Annotated in this window: 13 protein-coding genes; 12 read left to right on the top strand and 1 reads right to left on the bottom strand. The window is 42.5% G+C overall.

Annotated elements, in window-relative coordinates:
- Window positions 1-21 precede the first annotated feature (21 nt).
- Complete coding sequence (locus ACED48_RS02730) at window positions 22-1,818, bottom strand: ABC transporter ATP-binding protein (protein ID WP_017057221.1); 1,797 nt, start codon at window positions 1,816-1,818, stop codon at window positions 22-24.
- 89 nt (window positions 1,819-1,907) lie between these two features.
- On the opposite strand from ACED48_RS02730, the gene ACED48_RS02725 reads away from it, so the two are divergent.
- The 12 genes from ACED48_RS02725 (at window position 1,908) to ACED48_RS02670 (ending at window position 21,220) form a co-directional block, all read left to right on the top strand.
- Window positions 1,908-2,399 (top strand): GAF domain-containing protein, encoded by a 492-nt coding sequence (locus ACED48_RS02725; protein ID WP_017057222.1) that lies wholly within the window; start codon window positions 1,908-1,910, stop codon window positions 2,397-2,399.
- A 97-nt stretch (window positions 2,400-2,496) separates the two neighbouring features.
- Complete coding sequence (gene proQ, locus ACED48_RS02720; protein ID WP_017057223.1) at window positions 2,497-3,120, top strand: RNA chaperone ProQ; 624 nt, start codon at window positions 2,497-2,499, stop codon at window positions 3,118-3,120.
- Window positions 3,121-3,137: 17 nt separating this feature from the next.
- Entirely contained in the window at window positions 3,138-5,132 is a 1,995-nt protein-coding gene (gene prc / locus ACED48_RS02715; RefSeq protein ID WP_017057224.1) for a carboxy terminal-processing peptidase, read from the top strand.
- 282 nt (window positions 5,133-5,414) lie between these two features.
- Window positions 5,415-6,098: a hypothetical protein gene (locus ACED48_RS02710; RefSeq protein ID WP_017057225.1), complete on the top strand. Its 684-nt coding sequence runs from the start codon at window positions 5,415-5,417 to the stop codon at window positions 6,096-6,098.
- A gap of 217 nt (window positions 6,099-6,315) precedes the next feature.
- Window positions 6,316-8,922, top strand: a complete 2,607-nt coding sequence (gene pepN, locus ACED48_RS02705) for an aminopeptidase N (protein WP_017057226.1) — start codon at window positions 6,316-6,318, stop codon at window positions 8,920-8,922.
- 101 nt (window positions 8,923-9,023) lie between these two features.
- Window positions 9,024-9,242: a DUF2835 domain-containing protein gene (locus tag ACED48_RS02700; RefSeq protein ID WP_077680351.1), complete on the top strand. Its 219-nt coding sequence runs from the start codon at window positions 9,024-9,026 to the stop codon at window positions 9,240-9,242.
- 228 nt (window positions 9,243-9,470) lie between these two features.
- Entirely contained in the window at window positions 9,471-14,312 is a 4,842-nt protein-coding gene (locus ACED48_RS02695; protein WP_017057227.1) for an NAD-glutamate dehydrogenase, read from the top strand.
- A 334-nt stretch (window positions 14,313-14,646) separates the two neighbouring features.
- The gene (pyrD, locus tag ACED48_RS02690) at window positions 14,647-15,657 is read left to right on the top strand and encodes a quinone-dependent dihydroorotate dehydrogenase (protein ID WP_017057228.1); all 1,011 of its coding nucleotides are present in this window, start codon (window positions 14,647-14,649) and stop codon (window positions 15,655-15,657) included.
- 207 nt (window positions 15,658-15,864) lie between these two features.
- Window positions 15,865-16,413 (top strand): cell division protein ZapC, encoded by a 549-nt coding sequence (locus ACED48_RS02685; protein ID WP_029627105.1) that lies wholly within the window; start codon window positions 15,865-15,867, stop codon window positions 16,411-16,413.
- 506 nt (window positions 16,414-16,919) lie between these two features.
- Window positions 16,920-19,040, top strand: a complete 2,121-nt coding sequence (gene rlmKL, locus ACED48_RS02680; protein ID WP_017057230.1) for a bifunctional 23S rRNA (guanine(2069)-N(7))-methyltransferase RlmK/23S rRNA (guanine(2445)-N(2))-methyltransferase RlmL — start codon at window positions 16,920-16,922, stop codon at window positions 19,038-19,040.
- 25 nt (window positions 19,041-19,065) lie between these two features.
- Window positions 19,066-19,326, top strand: a complete 261-nt coding sequence (locus tag ACED48_RS02675) for a glutaredoxin family protein (protein ID WP_019823251.1) — start codon at window positions 19,066-19,068, stop codon at window positions 19,324-19,326.
- A complete protein-coding gene (locus tag ACED48_RS02670; protein WP_017057232.1) occupies window positions 19,304-21,220 on the top strand; it encodes an ABC transporter ATP-binding protein in 1,917 nt (638 codons plus the stop codon). The genes ACED48_RS02675 and ACED48_RS02670 overlap by 23 nt, the downstream gene beginning before the upstream one ends.
- The last annotated feature ends 4 nt before the right edge of the window (window positions 21,221-21,224 follow it).

Raw genomic sequence — 21,224 nt, 5'->3', positions numbered from 1 at the left:
AAATGTATAGGGTCGCGTACATCAGGCGTGCGATTGCACACTGCCATAAAGTGTTTGATATAGTCCTTGTTGTTCAACCAGTTCACCATGTGTTCCCGTCTGTGTGACTTGCCCATCTTCTAAAACATAGATTAGATCGGCCTGTTTCACCGCTGATAATCGATGAGCCACTATCAAAGTTGTGCGATCTTTCAAAAACTCGCTTAGCGCTTTATGTAGAGCTGACTCAGTAGCCGTATCAAGCGCCGATGTCGCCTCATCAAGAATAACAAACTTGGGGTTACTCAGTACCATGCGGGCGATTGCTAAGCGCTGTCGTTGACCGCCAGACAGTCGAACGCCATTCCTACCAATTGGAGTATCCAAACCATTATTCAGTTGCTTGATAACATCTTGCATTTGAGCGACTTCAAGTGCACGCCACAGTGACATTTCGTCGTATTCTGCACCAAGGGTCAGATTATGCCTTAATGTATCGTTAAAGAGTATAGGTTGCTGTAAAACAACGGCAATTTGATTGCGAATCACATCAAAGCTGATGTCATCGCTCGTTTCACCGTTATAGCGTATACAGCCAGAGTCCGCTTGATAAACCCCAATTAACAACTGGATCAACGTTGATTTACCACCACCACTGGCACCCACCAAAGCGACTTTCTTACCAGCCGGAATATGTAGGGATAGTTTATTTAAAACAGTGTTTTCTAACGTGTAAGAGAAGGTAACGTTTTCGATGTCGACTGTCACTTCCTCATGTTCATTAAACGGGTTGACTTTACTAATCGGACGTTTTTCTTCCTCTAACATTAAAAGCTCATTGATACGATGTAATGCTGCTTTCGCGCTATACCAAGAGAATTGAATCCCTAATAACTCCTGCACAGGGCCCAGCATGAACCATAAATAGCCGAATACCGCAAAAATTTGACCGATAGTTAGGTCGCTAAATAGCACCATCAGCATCGCGACTGCGCGGAACAGTTCAAAACCTAATAGAAAGAGTAAGAATGATAAACGACCAGCGGCTTCAGACTGCCATGCGTATTTGTCCGCATCGACTCTTACTTGGTTTGCTTGGGCCTTAAGTTCGTCTAAGAAAATACGCTCTTTATTAGCAGCGCGAAGTTGATAGATTCCGTCTAACGTTTCAACCAACCGATTCTGAAAGCGTTCAAAAGATTGATTCTCGTACTTTTTAAGGTGTTTAACCTTACTACCTAGTTTACGAGAAAAGTAAATGACAACAGGATTGACCAGTAATATAAACAACCCAAGACGCCAATCGAGCCACAATAGAACCATTGCTGTCCCTAATACCGTCAAGAAGCTAATCAGAAACTTAGACAGGGTAGAGCCAATGAACTTATCGATAGTCTCTATATCTGTTATTAAGTGGGCGTTAATACCGCCGCTGCCTCTAGTTTCGTATTGTCTAATACTGATACGACCAAGCTTATCTATCATCTTACTGCGCATCTGATAGGTGATCGTTTTGGATACGAGTGTAAACTGACGTCCTTGTAGAATATTCAGCGTTTGGCTTGCCGTACGCATTATAATGACTAACAGTAAAGTCAGGGCGATATAGCCAGTCGGTGTTTGTAACGATGAAGGAAGTAGGTGGTTCATCATTTCTAAGCCAGAAGCGGGCTTATCAAGCAAAACTTCGTCGACCATGAGTGGCATTAGCAACGGGATAGGAACGCTAATGAGAGTTGCAAAAATGGCAATAATGTTAGCAAACAGTAATTTGGACTTGTGTTTTTTTACTTGAGTTATTAACCAAGAACGGCTAATAGTGTCTTCTGAATTGTTCATTGTAATGAGAATAAGTCCTATTTGGTTTAATGGCCGCATTTTACTGCGTTCTCTTGATAATGGAAGTCTCAATTTAATTGGAAGTTAATATGAAAATAGAACATTACCAACGCTTAACCAAACAAGCTGTTGCATTAATTGAATCAGAAACCGATCTTATTGCTAATCTAGCCAATATCAGCTCATTATTATTCATGGAATTGGATGATCTGAACTGGGCGGGCTTCTATTTAATGAAGCAAACCCCATCTGAGGTACAAGGTGAACTTATACTAGGTCCATTCCAAGGCCAGCCAGCTTGCGTTCGAATCCCGGTAGGGCGTGGTGTATGTGGAACTGCGGTTGCGACAAATACAGTCCAACGCATTCATGATGTTCATGAGTTCGAAGGACACATTGCTTGTGATGCTGCAAGTAACTCAGAAATCGTAATTCCGTTCTCGATTGGTGGGAAAGTCGCGGGCGTTCTAGATATCGATAGCCCAAATGTTGGCCGTTTCTCTCAAATCGATGAGGATGGATTGACATTTTTTATGGAAGAAGTGGAAAAGCTGCTTAATTCGCACGCGAACAAGGTATAAATTATTCTCTTACTGTGGTTTTTCCCAAGCATCTCTTTATAATACGTAAAAATATTTTCTTAATGCTCGCGGAAAACCGCAAAAACCAGGAACCCACATGGAAAACACTGAAAAGTTAAAAAACAGCAAAGAAGTTATCGCATATATTGCTGAATGTTTCCCTAAATGCTTTACTCTAGAAGGTGAAGCTAAACCACTTAAAATTGGTATTTTTCAAGATCTTGCTGAACGTCTAAATGAAGACGAAAAAGTAAGTAAGACTCAGCTTCGTGCAGCGTTAAGACAGTACACATCATCATGGCGTTACCTGCACGGCGTAAAAGCTGGTGCGGAACGTGTTGACCTAGACGGCAACGCGTGTGGCACACTAGAAGAAGAGCACGTAGAACACGCTAAAGCTACACTTGCAGAAAGCAAAGCGAAAGTTCAAGCTCGTCGTAAAGAACAAGCACAAAAAGCTCGTGAAGAAGGCAAAGCAAAACCTAAGGCGAAGAAAGCTCAGCAGCCTCGTCGTCAAGCGCCTAAAGCACCAAAAGTCGAAAAGCCTGTTGAAACTCGCGCTTTGAACGCTGACGAATTTATCGCTGGCAAAGAAGTAAATGTGAACATGGGTAAAGGAAACATGGCTGCGACCATTGTTGAAATCAATAAGGAAGATGTGCGTGTTCAGTTAGCAAACGGCCTACAAATGGTTGTTAAAGCGGAGCACTTGCGCGCTTAAAGGAGATACTCCTACGCATGAAATGCCGTTCAAAATTGACATTGATTGCTGCTAGCTTTTGGCTAGCAGCTTCAACTCAGGCTCTCGAAGCCAAATTATCTCAGGACGATTTACCTCTACTCGTTCCTGAGGCCCAACACGAAACTGCTAGTAAACGTGTGACTTCTCGATTTACTCGTTCTCACTACAAACACTTCAATCTCAACGATGATTTCTCTCAAGCTATCTTTAATCGTTATTTAGAGATGCTGGACTATAATCGTAATATCTTCACTCAAGCTGATATTGACTCTTTCGCTGCGTCATCTACACAAATTGATGATCAACTGAAAGCAGGCAATAACCAGATTGCATTCGATGTTTATAATTTGTCTATGCAGAAGCGTTTTGAACGTTTTCAATACGCATTGTCTTTGCTAGATACAGAGATTAAGTTTGATACTGATGAAAGTATTGAGCTCAATCGTAGTGAAGCTGAATGGCCAAAAGATATCGCTGAAGTGAATGAGCTTTGGAGAAAACGCGTTAAATACGATGCGTTGAATCTAAAACTTACTGGTAAAGAGTGGCCAGAGATTCAAGAAGTTTTGGAAAAGCGTTACAACAATGCGATGAAGCGTATTACGCAATCGCACAACGAAGATGCTTTCCAAATTTACATGAACGCATTCGCGCGTGAAGTTGATCCGCACACCAGTTACCTTTCTCCAAGAAATGCAGAACAATTCCAATCTGAGATGAATCTATCTCTAGAAGGTATTGGTGCAGTGCTGCAGATGACTGAAGACTATACCGTTATTCGCTCGTTAGTTGCTGGTGGCCCTGCGTCAAACAGCAAACAATTGAGTGATGGTGATCGCATTGTCGGTGTAGGCCAAGACGGTGAAGAAGTCGTGGATGTTATCGGCTGGCGTTTAGACGATGTAGTGCAACTGATTAAGGGTCCGAAAGGGACTAAAGTTAAGCTACAGATCTTGCCGGAAGGTAACGATGCAAAAAGTCACGTTGTCACAATTGTACGCGATAAGATTCGTTTAGAAGACCGTGCCGTTAAGTCTGAAATTATCGAAAAAGATGGTAAGAAGATTGGTGTTCTTGAGGTACCAAGTTTCTATGTTGGCCTTTCTAAAGATACCGATAAATTGATCACTGAGCTTAAACAGCAAGGTGTTGAAGGTATTATCGTAGACCTTCGAAACAATGGTGGTGGCGCATTGACTGAAGCAACCGAACTCTCTGGTTTATTTATCAAAGAGGGGCCGGTTGTTCAGGTTCGTGATAGCTACGGTCGTGTCAAGGTGAACAGTGATACTGATGGCGAAATCAGTTACCAAGGTCCATTAACGGTCTTGATAAATCGCTACAGTGCTTCAGCATCTGAGATCTTTGCAGCAGCGATGCAAGATTACGGTCGTGCAATCATCTTAGGAGAGAACTCTTTTGGTAAAGGAACGGTACAACAGCATCGTTCTTTGAATCATATCTATGATTTGTTTGATAAAGAGTTGGGCTACGTTCAATATACAATCCAGAAGTTCTACCGAATCAATGGTGGTAGTACGCAAAACAAGGGTGTAGTGCCTGATATTGCTTACCCAACACCGATTGAGTCAGATGACACGGGGGAAAGCGTTGAAGATAATGCTTTGCCTTGGGACAGTATTGATAAAGCTAATTACTCAATGTTACAACGTAATGATGATAAAATCCTCACTTTAACCGCTAAACACCAAGCTCGTGTTGCTTCTGATATGGAGTTTGGCTTTATCGCGCAAGATATTGAAAAATATAAGGCAGATAAAGATGACAACGACCTTTCTCTCAATGAAAAGGTACGTAAGCAAGAAGGTGATGATGTGGAAGCACTTCGTTTAGAGCGTATCAATCAACGTCAAAAAGCCGCTAAGTTAGAGGCGTTTAAAATGTTGGATGATATTCCTAAAGACTATGAAGCCCCGGATGCTTATCTTGATGAGTCTGTTGCAATCATGCTGGATATGATCAAAAAATAGATCGGATAGTTACCGGAAGGTAGTAATTCAAACGTGCAATATTTGAAAAGCGAGCCTAGGCTCGCTTTTTTTCCTTAAATTTTACGTAATCTTTAAATTTTATCCCTCGCTACTTTGCCAAACCGCCCTCTAATAATCGACTAATGTAGATACATTCATGCTAATGATGATGTCACTTATGTCACTTATGTTACTTCGTATTTAAAATTTAGTGATCTAGCTCGTGTTTTTTCGCTTTCTATGCATTACGGACCTAAGATTAAAAGAAACGAGGGGGCTATTATGAAATGGATTCTATTATTTTTATCTTGTCTAAGCTTTGTTGCTTTTGGTAGCGAAGTTACTTCAGGCGAACAACAATCAAAAAGTGATAGCAATTTATCCTATTTTGACCTTCCTCTGTTGCTTGGCGATTGGTATTTGATGAATCCAGATCCTGAGCAAGGTACTGAAAATTTTAGAGCAATCAAACTCACTCTTGATTCCAATTACTCATTCACTATCGATATCCAAAAGAAAGACTACAGTGTGGATCATTGGGAAGGTTTGTATAACGCCAATGAAGACACCATTATTTTGGGTTTGAATACTTCTGAGCCTCAGGTTTACGCGTACAGCAGTAATCACAATATGCTGAATCTTAACGGTGTTATGTTCACCAAAGCCTTGCCTAACGCCCTGGCAGGAATTTGGTCAAGCGCCGAACTGTCTGGAAGCGATTTGCGTGCAAGCAACATTCAAAAAATGGATTTAGTGCTTCAACCTGATTTTATCTTCATGTTCAGAGTGTCCGATGAAGAAGGGGGGGAAGTCATTCGCCGTGGTGTGTATTACACTGAGGGTGACCAGTTAGTACTACTTTATGAGAATGGTGAGCACGGCACTCGTTACACATTGAACAGTGATGTATTGACGCTTCAAGGTGAAGAGGGAGACATGTTCGCGGTGCTTAATCGCATACGTTAAGCACGAGTTTTAACCATAAAACCGGCTCGCTGAAAATATGGCACACAGTTCATTTCTTAGCCGTTCCTTTCTGATTTGATTGATAAAATAGCAAAACATGGAGGCATTTTCCTACAATGCCTCCTTTTTTTAATATTCCCCTTGTGTTCTTGGCGCTCAACCTTTAGATATATACAGTTAACAAATAATTACGTATAACGATCAAAAGGAACCCGTCATGGCACATACACCTCAAGCCAAGTATCGTAAAGATTATCAATCACCATCTCACACTATTTCTGAAATCGATCTTACTTTCGATTTGTACGATTCAGCGTCCATCATTACGGCGGTGTCTAGTGTTAAGCAAGAGAAAGATAGCTCGACCTTAGTACTTGATGGTGAGGGCTTGAAGTTAGTGTCTGTTTTGGTTGAAGGCAAAGAGTGGACGCAGTACGAGCTGTCTGAAACTCAACTGACATTGAATGACCTTCCAAAAGAATTCACATTAATGATCGTGACTGAAGTTGATCCTGAGGGGAACAGTGCACTTGAAGGCCTGTACAAATCGGGTGGTGCGTTTTGTACTCAATGTGAAGCTGAAGGCTTCCGTCGCATCACTTACTACATGGATCGCCCGGATGTATTGGCAAAATTCACCACAACGGTTATCGCCGACAAAGCAGAAAACCCATTCTTATTAAGCAATGGTAACCGTGTTGATGAAGGTGAAGCTGAAAATGGTCGTCACTGGGTGAAATGGCAAGACCCACATCCAAAGCCGGCATACCTGTTTGCTTTAGTTGCGGGTGATTTTGACGTACTTCGTGATGCTTACACTACGCAATCAGGCCGCAAGGTTGACCTAGAAATCTTTGTTGACAAAGGTAACCTAGACAGAGCTAACCACGCGATGGTTTCTTTGATTAACTCAATGAAGTGGGACGAAGAGCGTTTCAACTTAGAGTACGATTTAGACATCTACATGATCGTAGCCGTTGATTTCTTCAACATGGGGGCGATGGAAAACAAAGGCCTGAACGTTTTTAACTCTAAGTTTGTTCTAGCCAACGACCAGACCGCAACGGATACAGATTATCTGGGTATTGAAGCGGTAATTGGTCATGAATACTTCCACAATTGGACAGGTAACCGAGTGACTTGTCGTGATTGGTTCCAGTTAAGTTTGAAAGAAGGTTTAACCGTATTCCGCGATCAAGAGTTCTCATCAGACCTTGGTTCTCGCGCAGTCAATCGTATCAACAATGTGCGTATCATCCGTGGTCCACAATTCGCTGAAGATGCGAGCCCAATGTCTCATCCAATTCGCCCAGAAAAAGTGATAGAAATGAATAACTTCTACACCTTGACCGTGTACGAAAAGGGCTGTGAGGTGATCCGGATGATCCACACATTGTTGGGGGAAGACGGTTTCCAAAAAGGCATGAAGCTGTACTTCGAACGTCATGACGGCACAGCTGCAACGTGTGAAGATTTCGTCGCAGCAATGGAAGACGCATCGGGCGTTGACCTGTCTCAGTTCCGTTTATGGTACAGCCAGTCTGGTACGCCGACGCTCTCTGTTCAAAGTCACTACGACGCAGAAAAGAAACAATACACTTTAACAACTCGTCAAGTGACGGCGCCAACTCATGATCAAATTGAAAAGCAGGCTTTGCATATCCCTTTAGATATCGAGTTGTACACAGCGTCTGGTGATGTAGTTGAGTTACAATGTAACGGAAAGCCAGTTCATAACGTATTAGATGTGAAAGAGGCGGAGCAAACCTTTGTATTTGAAAACGTTTCTGAGCAACCAATCCCATCATTGCTTCGTGAATTCTCTGCACCAGTGAAATTGGAGTACGACTATTCAGATGAAGAGCTTATCTTTTTGATGGTGAATGCGCGCAATGAGTTCTCTCGTTGGGATGCTGGCCAAATGCTATTGGCTAAGTATATTCGCAGTAATATTAAGAAGGTTCAACAGGGCCAAGGTTTCGAACTTTCATCTTCTGTTGTTGATGCATTCCGTGGCGTGTTACTTAGTGACTCGCTAGAACCTGCGTTTATTGCGGAGATGCTTTCTTTACCAAGCCACAATGAAGTGTCTGGTTGGTATGAGCGTGTAGATATCGATGCTATCGCATTGGTACTAAATAGTATGAAAGTTACGCTAGCGAAAGAGCTTGAAGATGAATTGTCGGCGGTTTATCACAGTCATGTATTAAACGATTACACGATTGATCATGATTCGATAGGTAAGCGTACTCTGCGTAAAGTTTGCCTAAGTTACTTGGCTCATACTGCGCAGGGCAATGATTTGGTTGTTGCAATGTATCAGCACGCAAACAACATGACAGATACCATGGCAGCAATGGGCGCGGCAAACAGTGCACAGCTACCTTGTCGTGAAACCTTGATGGCGGATTACAGTGACAAGTGGAAACACGATGGTCTTGTTATGGATAAGTGGTTTGCTCTTCAAGGTACTAACCCAAGTTCAAATGCGCTTGAAGTGATCAAACAATCTATGTCACACCAAGCGTTCAGCTTGAAAAACCCGAATCGTACTCGTAACTTGGTTGGTTCATTTTTAAACATGAACCCGGTACAGTTCCATGATAAGTCTGGTCAGGGGTATGCGTTTGCCGGTGAAATATTACGTGAGCTTAACTGCAGCAATCCGCAAGTAGCTTCGCGTTTAATTGACCCGCTACTTAAGTTCCGTAAATATGATGATGAGCGCCAAGCTCTGATCAAGAATGAACTTGAGACGTTAAAGAATATGGATAACTTAGCTAAAGATCTCTTTGAAAAAGTTAATAAAGCATTAGAGGCTTGAGTTAAACTAAAGCATTATTAAACTGCAAATCAGTGACAGAGCATCTCTGTCACTGATTTTGTGGCGCAAAACATCGATACTGTATATTTAAACAGGTATGTATGAACCACTATATTTTCCAACTTAATATCTCATATCAACAATTTATGGCTAGCTATTCTGGTGTGGCAAGTAAAGTTCAAGTGATAACAACAACAGGTTTACGCTTACAATTACCGGCAACTCGATTCAGACCACTTCTTACACAAACAGGAGTCAGAGGACGGTTTAGGCTTACAACTGACCAAAAAAATAAGTTTATAAAGTTGGAAGCTCTGTAAAGCTCGACATGCCCAGTGACTTAAAAGGAATCTTAATCACATAATCAAACATTTCACCTCTTACCACCTCCAAAACAATTAACTATTTTTCAATAATGCTTTTACAATAAACGAATGCATTACCTTTGCTTAACTCGTTAGTAGAAGTGGGCTTTACAGCGCGAATTCAAACACCAGCTTAAGTGATCCCCCTATAATAAAATACAATTCTAATTGTGGAGTGTGACTATGACCGCACGTGAAACTGTGGTTCCAGTTTTACTTGAAAAAGTGTACAAACTCATTCAAGACAAACTTGACCTTGCTCATCGACCTCTCGTAACTCAACTTGCTCAACATTTGTTTAGTAATGTTTCTCAAGACGACTTAATCCAAAGAAACGAATCTGATTTATATGGTGCTGTAGTTAGTTTATGGCATCACATCAACGAAAAAAAACCTGACGAAATTTCTGTTCGAGTATTTAATCCAACAGTAAGTCGCCAAGGTTGGCAATCTACTCACACCATCGTTGAGATAGTGGTACCAGACAGCCCATTCCTCGTTGATTCTGTAAAAATGGCATTAACACGCTTAGATCTTTCTTCTCACCTTATGCTGCATAACCCAACGCAAATTGATCGTTCTGGCGCCGGAAGTGTGGTTGGCGTGAGTAACAATAAAGGCGCGTTCCAGTCGCTTTTCCATATCGAAGTGGATCGTCTTAGCAGCAAAGCCGAAATGACAGCGCTTAAAACGGAACTACTGGATATTTTCACAGATACTAGCTTAGTTGTGAATGACTGGCTTAAAATGGTTGAAAGACTTGAAGAAGTAACTAATAAAGTTGAAAAGCAAAAAGATAGCATACCAGTTGACGGTCAGCGCTTTGATGAAACGTTGGCGTTTCTTCGTTGGTTAGGTGAACACAACTTTACCTTTATGGGCTACAAGGAATATGACCTTGTATCTGTGAATGGTGACACTGAGCTGCAACCGACTAAAGAGCAAGGTCTTGGTTTGTTCGCAAATTCAGATCGCGTACGTAATGTTAAGTTGTCGGAGTTTTCTGATTCGGCACGCTTAGAGGCAAAAAAACCTTATGTACTTATTCTCACCAAGGGAAACACGGCTTCACGTATTCATCGACCTGCTTACAATGATTATATCGGTATTAAGAAGTTTGATAAGAATGGAAAGGTAATCGGTGAACATCGTTTTACCGGTCTTTATACCTCTGCCGTGTACAATCAAACTGTTGAAACGATTCCATTGGTTCGTGAAAAAGTAGAGCGTATTATTGAGGCGAGTGGTTACCGTGAGGGGTCGTACTCTTACAAAGCACTGCATAACATTCTTGAAAATTACCCGCGTGATGAACTGCTTCAAGCTCGTGAAGAAGAGCTACTGGAAGTCGGTACTGGCGTTGTGCAAATGCAAGATCGTGACCTTCTACGCTTGTTTGTTCGTAAAGACCCGTTTGGTCGCTTCTTTAGCTGTATGGTTTATGTAACAAAAGATCGTTACAACACTGAACTTCGTCGTCAAACGCAGCGCATCTTGAAGCAGTACTTTGGCTGCGAACAAGAAGTTGAATTTACAACTTATTTCTCTGAAAGCCCGTTGGCGAGAACGCATTATATTGTTCGTGTTGATAACAACAACATGGATGTCGACGTGAAAACAATTGAGCAGAATTTAATGGAAGTATCGTCTACGTGGGATGACCGCTTATCTGAGTCAATCATTGCTAACTTTGGTGAAAGTAAAGGACTCCCACTGTCTAAAGAGTACATGCGTGCGTTCCCACGCTCGTACAAAGAAGACATGATGCCTGGTTCTGCGGTGGCCGATATCGAGAGTTTGGAAGCATTAAGCGAAGATAACAGACTTGGTATGCTGTTCTACCGTCCTCAAGAAGAAGCAGCAGATTCGAAAGCCGTTCGTTTGAAACTGTTTTATCACAGTGACGAGCCAATTCACCTTTCTGAAGTAATGCCAATGCTAGAAAACTTTGGTCTACGTGTGATTGGCGAGTCCCCTTACGAAGTGCGTAAGACCAATGGTTTAACATATTGGATCTTGGACTTTTCAATGCTGCATAAGAGCGACAAGACCGTTGATCTTCGTGAAGCTCGCGATCTTTTCCAACAAGCCTTTGCGGCAATTTGGGCGGGCGAGTTAGACAGTGATGGTTTCAACCGCTTGGTATTGGGCGCTGGTCTTTCTGGCCGTGAAATCTCAATCTTACGTGCTTATGCTCGTTATATGCGTCAAGTTGGTTTCCCATTCAGCCAACAATACATTGAAGACACATTGTCTCATTACCCAGAGTTAGCTAAAGGGTTAGTGAGCTTATTCGGCAAGCGTTTTGATCCGAAACTGAAGGGTAGCGCAAAAGGTCAACAAGATCTTATTAAGAAGATCACTGAACAGTTGGATCATGTAGAAAGCTTGGATGATGATCGTATCATTCGTCGTTACATGGAAATGATCACTGCGACACTTCGTACTAACTATTACCAGTTAGACGAAAACAAACAGTTTAAACCTTGGTTGGCTCTGAAAATGAGACCAAGCGAGATTCCAGATATTCCGGCTCCTGTCCCTGCATTCGAGATTTTTGTCTATGCGCCTGATATAGAAGGTGTGCATTTACGCGCAGGTAAAGTCGCTCGTGGTGGTTTGCGTTGGTCAGATCGTCAAGAAGATTTCCGTACTGAAATTCTAGGCTTAGTTAAAGCACAGCAAGTTAAGAACACAGTAATTGTCCCAGTTGGTGCTAAAGGTGGTTTCGTTTGTAAACGCCAGCACACAATGTCTGGCCGTGATGAAATCTTCGCTGAAGGTCAACGTTGTTACAAACGTTTCATTCGTGCATTACTGGATGTATCTGACAACATCATCGAAGGCGAGGTTATTCCTCCTAAGAGCGTGATTCGTCACGATGAAGATGACCCTTACTTGGTTGTTGCAGCCGATAAAGGTACCGCGACATTCTCAGATATCGCCAACTCAGTAGCTGGAGAGTACAACTTTTGGCTGGGTGATGCATTTGCATCTGGTGGCTCAAACGGTTACGACCATAAAGCAATGGGTATCACGGCTAAAGGTGGCTGGGAATCCGTTAAGCGTCACTTCCGTGAAATGGGCATCAACTGCCAAACAACAGATTTCACTGCAGTTGGTGTGGGTGACATGGCGGGCGACGTGTTTGGTAACGGTATGCTGCTATCTAAGCACATTCGCTTACAAGCTGCGTTTAACCACATGCACATCTTCATTGACCCAAATCCAGATTCAGCATCAAGTTGGGTAGAGCGTGATCGTCTGTTTAATCTGCCTCGTTCAAGCTGGGAAGATTACAATAAAGATTTGATTTCTCAAGGTGGCGGCATCTTCTCTCGTCGCGCGAAATCTATCCCTTTAACACCTGAAATTCAGAAAATGCTGGGTACCAAAAAAGCATCAATGGCGCCAAATGATTTGATCAAAGCGATCTTGTCTATGAAAGTGGATCTACTTTGGAATGGCGGTATTGGTACTTATGTTAAGTCTTCAAACGAGACTCATACCGATGTAGGTGACCGTGCAAATGACGTGCTACGTATTGACGGCCGTGACCTGAAAGCTAAGGTTGTTGGTGAAGGCGGTAACTTGGGTATGACGCAATTGGGTCGTATTGAGTACGCTCTAACGGGCGGTCGAGTTAATACTGACTTTGTTGATAACGTTGGTGGTGTAGATTGTTCGGATAATGAAGTTAACATTAAGATCTTCTTGAATGGCTTGGTGTCTAATGGTGATCTAACCGTTAAGCAACGTAACCAAGTTCTTGAATCTATGGAAGACGAAGTAGGTGATATCGTACTAGACGACGCTTACTGCCAAGCTGAGTCTATCTCTGTTACTGAGCATCAAGGTGTAGGCTTAGTGAAAGAGCAGATCCGCTTTATCCACACAATGGAAAAAGCAGGGTACTTGGATCGTGGTTTGGAATACATCCCAGATGACGAAACGCTGCTAGAGCGTGAGAAGCAAGGTCAAGCACTAACAAGACCTGAGCTATCAGTATTGATCGCTTACGGTAAAATGGTTCTAAAAGAAGATCTTGTGAGCGATGATATTGCGAATGATGAGTTCCATGCTCAACAACTGATGCAATACTTCCCAACAGAGTTACGCCGTAACTACTCTCAGCACATGGATAACCATCCACTTCGTGCAGAGATCATTGCGACTGCGCTTGCTAACCAAATGGTTAACGAGATGGGCTGTAACTTCGTGACTCGTTTGCAAGAAGAGACAGGCGCAAACATTGTTGAGATTGCAAATGCTTACGCGGCATCCCGTGAGATTTACGGTTTAGGTAAAGTTCTGAAAAGCATTCGTGAGCTGGATAATATCTCAAGCTCTGAAGCTCAATACGAGTTGCTTTATCATGTGCGTCGTACGCTTCGTCGTCTAGCGCGTTGGTTATTAAGAAACCGCAATGGTAAGCAATCAGTGAATGCATTGATTGAACTTTACCAAGGGGATGTGGCGGCTATTACTGAGAAACTGGATGAAAACCTAGTGGCTTCAGAAGTAGAAGAGCATCAAGCAATGGCTCAACTATGGATTGACCAAGGTGTCAACGCTGAGTTGGCTAATTCAGTGGCTCGTTTGTCTAGCCTGTACTCAGCACTGGATATATCCACAGTGGCTCGTGAAACCGGTAAAACAGTACAACAAGCGTCTAAGCTTTACTTTAACCTTGGTGACCGTTTGTCTCTGCACTGGTTCTTGAAACAAATCAATGGCCAAGCAGTGGACAACAACTGGCAAGCTCTGGCACGTGCGGCATTCAGAGAAGATCTGGATTGGCAGCAACGTCAGCTAACTGGCCAAGTGCTTAATTGCGGTTGTGGTGCCGACCTTGATGTGATTAAAGCATTGGATGATTGGATGGAAAGTAACTCTGTTTCTCTGCATCGTTGGGAAAGTATCTTGAACGAATTCAAAGTTGGTTCGGTTCATGAATTTGCTAAGTTCTCAGTAGCGTTGCGAGAGTTGATGCTATTGAACTTAAACTGCATGTCGACAGACTAGCGATTAGATAAAAACGAAAAGAAACAAGGGCAGGCCATAGGTCTGCCTTTTTCGTTTAGCTGAATAGTGAATGACGTGTCTAATTATTTTGTTGAGTCACTTATGCTTGGTCAAGTTAGCTTATAATTGGCCGAGTTGACAAATGCTCGTTACATGAATGATAGTCAAGTGGATCACTCGTTGGAGGATACGATAACGTTTGCTTAATAATGAACCTCTTTCTTTAGCAAACTCGATTATCTTATCCTTACAGACAGTAATAGATTGAATAGTTGGGTAAATAAGTAAATAATATCGCCCCGTTTACACGGCGCTTTTTTCTATCGGAGGCACAATGCTTTACCGTCTAGCCAGAACTGGCTTTTTCCAACTTGATGCCGAAAAGGCACATGATCTTGCAATCCAAAATTTCAAACGCTTCACCGGTACACCTATTGATCTTTTGTATCGTCAACAATTACCTCACCGACCTGTAGAGTGTATGGGTCTTACTTTTAAAAACCCAGTTGGCCTTGCTGCCGGCCTAGACAAAAACGGCGAATGTATTGATGCATTTGGCGCAATGGGTTTTGGTTTCGTGGAAGTAGGGACTGTTACTCCTCGTCCACAAGCAGGTAACGAAAAACCTCGTTTGTTCCGTCTTGTTGAAGCCGAAGGTATTATCAACCGCATGGGCTTCAATAACCTAGGCGTCGACAACCTTGTGGAGAATGTTAAGAAGTCAAACTATGACGGAATTTTAGGTATCAACATCGGTAAGAACAAAGACACACCAATTGAAAAGGGTGCGGAGGATTACCTGATCTGTATGGAGAAGGTATATCAATACGCAGGTTACATTGCGGTAAATATCTCTTCACCAAATACTCCAGGACTTCGTTCATTACAATATGGTGAAGCTCTTGATGATTTATTGTCTGAATTGAAAACCAAGCAATCTGAATTAGAAGCGAAGCATGGTAAATATGTCCCGCTTGCTCTTAAGATCGCTCCAGATCTAAGTGATGACGAAATCAGCCAGATTTGCGAATCATTGATCAAAAATAAGATCGATGGTGTGATCGCAACCAACACAACATTAGATCGCAGTATTGTTGAAGGCATGAAGCATTGCGATGAAGCGGGTGGCCTAAGTGGACGTCCTGTTCAATCTCGCAGTACTGAAGTGGTTCGTAAACTCCACGAAGAGTTGGGTGACCAACTGCCGATCATTGGGGTAGGTGGTGTTGACTCTTATGTTGCTGCAAAAGAGAAAATGATGGCTGGCGCTAAGCTTGTACAAGTTTACTCTGGTTTCATTTACAAAGGTCCAGGCCTTGTAGGCGACATCGTCAAAAATTTATAAGCTTCAAAAAGCTTTTATCCTTATAAAAGCGACAATCTGGCATCGTCTTGTTAAAAGATACACTGTAACTCACTGAGTTGTAGAGAAAAGCGATAAGAAAGAGGAATTCATTTCCTCTTTTTTTTTGCCTATTGCTCAGTAAAATTACTGTAATTGAAGGTAATTTTGCGTTTTACCTAACGGAATGGTTCAACAGTGTGAGACGAAATGATGCTTAAACCTAGCGATACATGGAATTGGTATTATGATGATCAGCAATGTTCATTAATGCTAAACCTCGGAGAGGATATGGTTTTTAAAACGAATCTGGTCCGCAACAAGCTGGTGGACTGCGCGTTTAAAGATAATGAATTCACTGTTGATGATGCATCTGCATACCAAACCTTCAAAGAACAAATTTCTGGCTTAGATCTATCTGAGCCTCGTCAAGCTGAACTGGCACTCTATTGTGTGGCAGCAAAGCGCTTCCATAAGCCTGTACAGCCTAAGAGTTGGTTTTTCGACTCACAAGGCACTGGCCATGAATATCCTCAGGAAGGGGATATTGTACAAATGAATAACGAGCATAGCTTAGGGTATTTCATTGTATTAGAAGTGGGAGAGTGTGCGAGCCTATGTGCATTTGTCGACCTAGAAGAGTTCCTGCTGACGCCTTCAAAAGGGCTGCGCTTTGGAGACTCAATCAAAGTAATGCACGATAGAATGGTAGACGCGAATACTATCCTGCATAAAACACACATAGCGATGGTAGGTTAGCTTCTAATCTAGTATGTCATTTAACGTTCCTCACTAGACAAAACTCACAGAAACCTTCCTCATAATCGGCTTAATAGCCGATTTTTTTGTGCCTAAAAAATCTCATCTTGATAAATACATCACCTCCCAATCATATAAATAGTGAACTTATGGTTATTTTTTCACCTTAATTTCTGCCTATTTCCACTACTAGAAGTGGAAATTGCCTGCCATTATTCCCTGTTTTAAGTCTTTTGTAACTAAATTTCACCTATAAATGTTTACTGGTATATACCAATTTTAAGGTGAATATAAATTCACATTGCTACTTTGGTTAATAGATGGTCAGAAATGGAGTTGGTTTGATAGGTCTTGTGTCCTCAGGGGATGTGGGTAAGCGATCGCTTCAACACTGCGCATTTGCTAGCCAGTTAGTTGAAAGATTCAATGAAAATCCGAGTTTAGTGTGATGCTCTAGTAGCAAATTCAGGTATAATCGAGCTAATTTTTATCAATAAAAGAACACTATGAATCAATATCTAGCGGTTACCTCAAATGGCCTTGAGAATTTATTAGTTGAAGAACTAACCCAACTAGGGATTACAAACGCAAAACCTGTTCAAGCAGGTGTTAAATTCAAAGCGACCAATGAGCAAATTTATCGTTGTTGTTTATGGAGCCGTCTGGCTTCTCGATTTGTACGTGTCCTTTCTGAATTCACTTGTATGGACGACATGGATTTGTACCTATCAACCACTGCGGTTAACTGGGTAAATCAATTCCATAGCTCTAAGCGTTTCGTTGTTGACTTCAATGGTACGAACAACGAAATCCGTAATAGCCAATACGGTGCGATGAAAGTAAAAGATGCCGTTGTTGATTGCTTCGAGAAGAAGTCTTTGCCACGTCCTTCAATCAGCAAAGAAAATCCAGACGTTCGTATTCACGTTCGTCTACACCGTGATAAAGCGATTCTTGGTGTTGATATGGTAGGTAGCGGTCTTCACCAACGTGGTTACCGTCCTGAATCAGGTCGAGCACCATTACGTGAAACTCTTGCTGCTGCAATCCTTATTCGAAGTGGTTGGGATGCAACTAAACCTTTCTTAGACCCTATGTGTGGTTCAGGTACGTTAGTGATTGAAGCGGCTATGATGGCTGCAAACATGGCTCCAGGTGTTAAACGTCAGAAGTGGTGTTTTGAATCACTAGAAGACTTTGAACCTGAGCTATGGGCTGAAGTGAAAGCGGAAGCGAATGTTCAAGGCCGTCGTGGTGTTAAGAAAGTGGAATGTAAGTTCTATGGCTACGACAATGATGAACGTATGATCAAAACAGCGCGCGATAATGCTCGTCGTGCTGGTGTTGAAGAACTGATTGAATTCGAAGTAGGCGATGCTGCAAAGCTTAAGCGTCCTACCGAGTTTACTGATGGTGTGATTGTTTCTAACCCTCCTTATGGTGAGCGTCTTGGTACAGAGCCGGGTCTTATTGCACTTTACACGGCGTTCGGCGCGCAGCTTAAAGCGGAATTTGGCGGTTGTAACGCGTCTATCTTCTCTAGTTCAGACGAACTACTTAGCTGCTTACGCATGCGTGCAGACAAACAGTTCAAATTGAACAACGGTGCGTTACCGTGTCACCAAAAGAATTACTCAATCTCAGATCGTCCGATGTCAGAGCGTCCGACAGGCGAGCAAGAACAATTGATTGCGCCTGATTTTGCGAACCGTCTTAAAAAGAATATCGGTAAAATAGGCAAGTGGGCTAAGAAAGAGCAATTAGATTGTTACCGTATCTATGATGCGGATTTACCAGAATACAATGTAGCGATTGACGTATATCCAGGTCACCTAGTGATTCAAGAATACGCAGCCCCTAAAGACGTACCAGAAGATAAAGCAAAACGTCGTCTAACCGATATCATCCGTGCAGCTATTCAAGTGACTGGCGTTGAAGCGAACAACGTTGTGCTTAAAGTGCGTCAGAAACAGAAAGGTCGTTCTCAATATCAAAAAATGGCTCAAGACTCATCGAACCTAGAAGTGAACGAATACGGCGTTAAGCTGATTGTTAATCTTCATGATTACCTAGATACAGGCTTGTTCTTAGATCATAAGATCACTCGTCGTCGTATTGGTGAGATGGCTGCAGGTAAAGATTTCCTAAACTTGTTTGCTTACACAGGTAGTGCATCTGTTCATGCTGCAGTGGGCGGCGCACGTTCTACAACAACGGTTGATATGTCGAATACCTACCTTGAGTGGGCAAAACAGAACATGGAGCTTAATGGCCGTGTTGGTCGTCAACATCAGTTTGTTCAAGCTGATTGCTTACAGTGGTTGGTTAAAGAGCAGGGTTCTTACGATCTGATCTTTATTGATCCACCTACGTTCTCAAACTCTAAGCGTATGGATCAATCTTTCGATGTTCAACGTGATCACATTCAGTTGATGGAAAACCTTAAGCGTCTTCTTCGTGAAGAAGGCACGATTGTGTTCTCTAACAACAAACGTCACTTCAAAATGGATCTAGAAGGTCTGGAAGCGTTAGGTCTTAAAGCTCAGAATATCTCAGCTAAGACGCTTCCATTGGACTTCTCTCGCAATAAGCACATTCATAACTGCTGGTTGATTACTCATAAGTAGTTAAGAGATTGTATAAGGATATATATTGCTGACTCTCTACAGTACAGAAGGGTGCCATCTATGTGAGATGGCATTTCAACTCACGGAACAGTTAAACATTAGCCATCATGTCAACGTTGTCGACATTGCATTTGATGATGAGCTCTTTTCCCGTTACGGGGTCACTATTCCGGTACTCAAATTTGAAAGCTCTGACCTTTCTCAAAGCTCAGAGCTTAACTGGCCATTTGGCTTGTTAGAACTTAATGATTGGTTAAAGAAGAATGGCATTACTTACAATTCATAACGGGCAATTAGCGTTTGGCGATCACCCGTTATTAGATCGTGCGGACTTTGCACTGCAAGAAAACGAACGTGTGTGTTTAGTAGGGCGCAATGGCGCTGGTAAGTCTACATTGATGAAAATCCTGTCTGGGAACATCATCATGGACGACGGCAAGATGCAAATCACACAAGATGTGGTTGTATCTCGCCTTGAGCAAGATCCACCGCGTAATGAAGAAGGCACCGTTTATGACTACGTTGCTGGTGGCCTAGCGGAAATTGGCGAACAGTTGAAGATCTACCATGATCTTCTGGATCTCATTGGTACTGACCCTAGCGAAAAGAACTTAAATCGCCTTACTCGCGTTCAAGAGCAGTTGGATCATGCGAACGCATGGCGCTTTGAAGATCGCGTAAGTAACGTAATGGCTGCACTTAAGCTGACAGCTGAAACAAAGCTGACTGATTTATCTGGTGGTTGGCAACGTAAAGCGGCGCTTGCTCGTGCACTTGTGTGTGACCCTGACGTGCTTCTGCTAGATGAACCGACTAACCACTTAGATGTTGCGACCATTGAATGGTTAGAGAGCTTCCTGAAAGATTTCCGTGGTTCAATCATCTTTATCTCGCATGACCGTGCGTTCATTAAATCGATGGCAACACGTATCGTTGACCTTGATCGAGGAAAGCTGAGCTCGTTCCCTGGCGATTACGAAAACTACCTAGTAGAGAAAGAAGAAGCGTTGCGTGTTGAAGAGATGCAAAACGCTGAATTTGACAAGAAGCTTGCTCAAGAAGAAGTATGGATTCGTCAGGGCATTAAAGCTCGTCGAACTCGTAACGAAGGCCGTGTACGTGCACTGAAGAAACTGCGAGAAGAACGCATCAATCGTCGTGAAGTGCAGGGTAAAGCGGTTATCCAGATTGATGATGGTCAACGCTCAGGCAAGATTGTATTCGAAGCTGAGAATCTTAACTTTGGCTTCGAAGGCAAAGAGATTGTCAAGGACTTCAACTTCAACATTATGCGTGGCGATCGTATTGCTCTGATTGGCCCGAATGGTTGTGGTAAGAGTACGGTACTTAAGTTGCTTCTTGACCAACTTAAGCCTGATTCTGGTCGCTTGCATTGCGGTACTAAGCTTGAAGTTGCTTACTTTGACCAATACCGGGAAACCCTAGACCCAGAGAAGTCTGTAATTGATAACTTAGCGGATGGTAAGCAAGAAGTGACAGTCGGTGGCCGTGAGCGCCATGCACTGAGCTATTTACAAGATTTCTTATTCTCTCCTAAACGTGCTCGTACCCCTGTTAAGGCACTATCTGGTGGTGAGAAAAACCGTCTGTTATTAGCTCGTATCTTCCTTAAGTCGAACAACTTATTGATTCTCGATGAGCCAACCAACGATCTCGATATCGAAACTTTGGAACTTTTAGAAGATTTGCTTGCCAACTATCAGGGTACACTTCTTTTAGTAAGCCACGATCGTCAATTTGTAGATAATACAGTGATGACAAGCTGGATCTTTGAAGGTAACGGCGTGATTGAAGAATTTGTTGGTGGCTACCACGATGCTCAGCAACAAAGAAAGCAAGCGTTAGAGTACCGACAGGTTGAAAAGCCATCAAAGCCTGAAAAAGTAGTTGAGGAAACTCCCAAAACAGCCCCAGCTAAGGCTAAACCTAAGAAGTTATCGTATAAGCTACAACGAGAACTAGAAGCGTTACCAATGCGTTTAGAAGAATTGGAAACTCAAATTGAAACTCTTCAGGAAGAAGTCAACGATCCAAGCTTCTTTTCGAAATCTGTAGAGCAGACACAACCAGTATTAGATAAGCTATCTGCAGCAGAGCAGGAGCTTGAAGTTGCTTTTGAGCGCTGGGAAGAGCTCGAGGCACTACAACAGGAAAGTTAAGAAG

The sequence above is a fragment of the Vibrio sp. 5S239 genome (assembly GCF_041439575.1).
GTDB lineage: Bacteria > Pseudomonadota > Gammaproteobacteria > Enterobacterales > Vibrionaceae > Vibrio > Vibrio kanaloae.
This window is presented reverse-complemented; position numbering and strand designations above follow the sequence as displayed.